The sequence below is a fragment of the Stieleria sp. genome, from assembly GCF_041595215.1.
Lineage (GTDB): Bacteria > Planctomycetota > Planctomycetia > Pirellulales > Pirellulaceae > Stieleria > Stieleria magnilauensis.
The window spans coordinates 1-3889 of sequence record NZ_JBFHKV010000845.1; the positions used below are offsets into that span (position 1 = coordinate 1).

The window sequence follows — 3889 nt, forward strand, 5'->3', positions numbered from 1 at the left end:
AGTAGCTCCGAGTGTGGACGCCGAATGACTGATCCCCCTTCCTGGCGCTCGCGTGCAAAGACTTTGGCGCCCGGACGCTCGGCCAAAAAGCAGGCGACCAAGCCAGCCGAAAAGCCGACTGCGAAGCCGCAGGCCGAAAGCACGCCGGAACCACGCGCTGAGCCCCCCGCAGCCGACACGTTGCCCGCAGGTTGGCAGACGCTCGACGCGACGACGGCCATGGAATTGCTGTCGACGAACACCGGATCCCAAAGCGATGCCGTCGATGCCGCTGCGGCCGATGCGTCTGCGGGCAATGCGCCTGACACCGATGCGTCAGACGACCAGGCAACGTCATCGCCGCGCCGACGCAGACGGTTTTCATGGGTGGAATGGACCGGAATCGCGGCCGTCTTGGGATTGCTGATCGCTGCGATGCTGATGTACCTGCAGCGACCTCAGACCGAGCAGTCCGCCGCCGAAAACGCTGCGGTCCTCGCCGAAGCACCTGCACCGCCGGCCGTTGATCCCCCGACGGCCCCCGTCGACCCGAGTCAGTCCGCGTCGCCTGCCACGGCCGCAAAGTCGGCCCCGGCCCCAAAGTCGGCAGGCCCAACGACGGCCAAGTCAATCGCTCAAGATGTCCTTGCCGACGCCGGTGACGGTTCGTTTGCGCTGCAGAGTTCTGGCGTCGTCGCGGAATCGAAAAAGCCTGTTGCTCGCCAGCCCGATCCAACCGTCGAAACTGCGCCCGGCGGTGAACCTCCGCCCTCTAAACAAACAAAACCTTCAGCTCCTCTTCCGCGAGCCCCCAACCCCAACACGCTCATCCCGCTCGATCGCACCCCGATCGAGCATGCCGCGGAAAAACCGATGCGGGCACCGCTTTCCTTGCCGCAGCGTTCTCCCGCATTCGTGTCCTTTGAACGAGTCTATGCGGTCGCTTTCGAAACGCATCAAAACTATCTCGAACAGAAACGGTCGGCCCCGTCGTCGCCCGAGATCGAAGCGCTGTTAGGTGAATGCATTGTGTTGTTCGATCAGTGTCTCGGACGACCGGCCGATGAATCGACGCTTGAACAACGCCATCAAATCGCGTCAACACTCGCGGTCCTCTATTTCGACGCCGGTCACCTGTACGCCGCCGGTGTCTATGGGCTGCACGTGACCCGGTTCGCCGATCCGACGCAACCGGTCGCCAAGGCGGCCGCGACGCTCGCCTTTGCCGCCTTTCAAGAAGCACATCAAGTGCACTACACCGGTGCGGATCGTTCGGGTGACCTGCATCAGCTTGAGCACCTCTGTGATCTGATCGCAAGCCGCGGCATCAAACACCCCCAACTGGACACGATGCGTTTTGCGACCGCTCAGTTTTATCAGCGCGACGGATTCCATCTCAAGGCCGCGCAAACCTACCTCAAAATCCCCAAGCGTTCACCTCTCTACGCAAAGGCTCAGCTGGCCGCCGGCAGAGAGTTCTGGGCCGAGGCGGTGCGGCGTGACAACGAAGGGATCAACAAACAACGTGCCGCGATCGTCAGCTGCGCGGCGAAATACCTGCGCGGCGCCATCGACCAAATCGATCCCAAGAATGAAATCACGGCACCCGTGTTGGCGGGAATGTTTTCGCTCGCCGAGATCTCATTGATGCGTGACGATCCACGGCAAGCGATATCGTTGCTCGATGGAAAACAAGGCGTTGTGGAACTGGCGAAGAAGGGGAAGCTGTCAAAGGAATTCGTCACCGCCGCCGAGGAATGTCTGTTTCAGGCCTATTCGCAATCCGGCGATGTGGAGGGCATCCAGTCGTCGATCGCGGCCTTGTCAAAACGTTACGGCCCTCGCGGCAAGGAGCGGATCGCGAGCCTGCAGACGAAAGTCGCAAGAGACTATGTGGACAACCTGGATCCCGATCAACCGGTGTCGGCCGTTCAAGCCGATCAGCTGGAGACGCTGATGCGATCGATTCTGGATCCCAAGCGGAGCCCCTCGACCAACGTGATCCTATGGGCCGCAGAAACCTGGTCCGAACTGGCAACGCGCGCCAGTGATCAAAACGTCGTGATGCAGTGTCATCGGCAAGCGGACGAATTGCTTCGCCGCGCGTCCGAATCAAACGAGCTAACGACGGCAGAGAAAATGACGCTGCATCTGAAACGCGTCGATCTGGCGCAGCAATCCGGAAACGCCGCGCGAACGATCTCGCTGTTGTCCGAGATCTTGCGTCAATCGCCGGCCGCGATCGAACTGCAGATCATGGCGGCCGAAGTGCTGACCGAAGACGCCAAGGTGACCGGGGACGCCGACCGTTTCGCCGAAGCGATCGCAGGGCGCCGCGACGATGCGATTTGGGGCTGGGCGAAACTGACCAACACGCTGGCGAGAATGCACTTTGACAGCGAAGACAAAACGCGATACCTCGATCGACTGCTCAGTTCCGGTTTTCACCTCAACGAAAGTCGCATCCTTCAGGCTCGGGCGACGCCCCCCGGCGACCAACGGCGTCGTTTGCTGGACGATTCGAAAAAGCATCTGCGACAGCTGATCGCGACGTTTGCCCAATCGTCAGACGAATGGATGGATAAACTGCAAACGCTTGAGACGATGATCGAGCAGAGCGAGCGGTAACGGGTGAGTCTGTGGCGGTTCGGCTATACTGTTCGCTGGCAATCGATTCACATTCCCAATCTTGATTCCGGCTGCCAGAATCACGCCCCCCGCCGATGGGTTGAACATGAGAGACCGAGTCACGAGCGTCGCATCCGCCATCTTCGTTGTATTGGCCGCGTTGAGCAGTGCGACGGATTCCGCCGCCAAGGCCCCGTCACCGTTTGACCCGGCGGCGGCCGCCGATCTACAGGGCGGCTTGATTGTCCAACTGGGCGGTCAAAACACCGATGCCGCCGCACGACTGAGTCAAACAGGTCGATACCTGATTCACGTGCTCGATCCCGATGCACAGGTCACACAATCTGCACAGCGGCGACTGCGTGAGCAGGGGCACTATGGTTTGGCTTGGGCCGAGCACGTTCGCGATCCGCAGCGGCTTCCCTATGCCGAAAACGTGGTCAACCTGATCGTCGTTGCCGGATACAGTGTCCCCACTGCGGAACTGCTACGCGTCTTGACTCCTGGCGGATCGGTCGTGGTTGTCAATGAAGGCTTGGGCGAACCAATCGATTTGAATGCGCCGGGGTTTGCATCGGCTCGCCAAGTCGACTCCGCGCGCGTCCTGCAAAAACGTTGGCCATCCGAGATGGATACTTGGTCTCACTCTCGGCACGATGCCGACGGGAATGCCGTTTCGCTGGACACCGCCGTCGGGCCTCCGCAACGTGTGCGTTGGATCGCCGCGGCGACTTCGGAAGTCGAAGGGATGGTGACAGCCGGCGGTCGAAACTTTTACGGCGGCATCTTGGCGCGCGATAGCTTCAATGGGCTGCGTCTCTGGCACCGTGACTTGAACAACGACGGAGTCAACAATCCCGATGTCTTCAGTCTGCCGAGACTTGCCGGCGATGGATCGCGACCTGTTGCCTCGGACCAAAGGCTCTTCGCCAAATTGAAAGACCGACTGGTTGCACTGAACGCTTCGACCGGCGAGGTGTTGGTCGAGTTCGCAAAAATGAAGTCGCCTCGCGCGTTTTTGTTCGACGGCGTGCGCGTGATTGCCGCCGATGATCAATCGGTACGGGCATACCATGTCGAAACCGGAGCGGAACTGTGGCGGGTCGCAGCAGCCGAACCGCGGAATGTGGTCGCCGATGGCCGGCGAGTCGCATTTCTTCAAGGACGCATCAAACGTGGTGAAAAAGCCGTCGCGGTGGTGTTCGACGCCGAGACGGGAGACGAAATCTGGACACGTGATGATTACCCCTGGTTGATCGAAACGACGCGTACCGTCATCGCC

The 3889-nt window shown here is 60.5% G+C and carries 2 protein-coding genes; both read left to right on the plus strand.

Features of this window, described 5'->3' with window-relative positions; translation table 11 throughout:
• The first annotated feature begins 24 nt into the window (after positions 1-24).
• Positions 25-2607 carry a hypothetical protein gene (locus tag ABX749_RS25070; RefSeq protein WP_372898405.1) on the plus strand — a complete coding sequence of 861 codons (2583 nt, stop codon included), beginning with the start codon at positions 25-27 and terminating at the stop codon, positions 2605-2607.
• Positions 2608-2713: 106 nt separating this feature from the next.
• Positions 2714-3889 (plus strand): PQQ-binding-like beta-propeller repeat protein (locus tag ABX749_RS25075; RefSeq protein ID WP_372898408.1); only part of this gene is annotated, 1176 nt, incomplete at its 3' end.

Bases quoted from the DNA above. Each gene is read 5' to 3' on its own strand.
- ABX749_RS25070 (WP_372898405.1), top strand. From the start codon at position 25: ATGACTGATCCCCCTTCCTGGCGCTCGCGTGCAAAGACTTTGGCGCCC.